Source organism: Rothia sp. HMSC066G02 (genome assembly GCF_001813145.1).
Lineage (GTDB): Bacteria > Actinomycetota > Actinomycetes > Actinomycetales > Micrococcaceae > Rothia.
In genome coordinates this window covers 146,017-146,327 of the sequence record NZ_KV811593.1, presented here as the reverse complement: position 1 = coordinate 146,327, position 311 = coordinate 146,017, and the positions used below count along the sequence as shown (strand labels likewise).

The 311-nt window shown below is 53.7% G+C and carries 1 protein-coding gene; it reads left to right on the top strand.

Annotation, left to right across the window (positions count from 1 at the left end; translation table 11 throughout):
• On the top strand, window positions 1-201 hold a 201-nt coding region (locus HMPREF2894_RS09140; RefSeq protein ID WP_210399399.1), incomplete at its 5' end, for a hypothetical protein.
• Window positions 202-311 lie beyond the last annotated feature (110 nt).

Below are 311 nucleotides of genomic sequence, written 5' to 3'. Positions count from 1 at the left end.
CCTTCCTTTTCGGAGGGACTTTCATTGAGGGACAAGGCCAACCCCGAGGACACCGCAGAAGACCCCCATTTCCCTTCCTTTTCGGAGGGACTTTCATTGAGGGATTTGGGTGAGGTGGATGTGAACTCCGGGGTTGTATTTCCCTTCCTTTTCGGAGGGACTTTCATTGAGGGCAGAAGCAGTACCGAGAAGACCGCCTAGCACGCAAGATTTCCCTTCCTTTTCGGAGGGACTTTCATTGAGGGAACGGTAGGGGAGGTACCCCTCCCCGGGGAGATGAAGATTTCCCTTCCTTTTCGGAGGGACTTTCA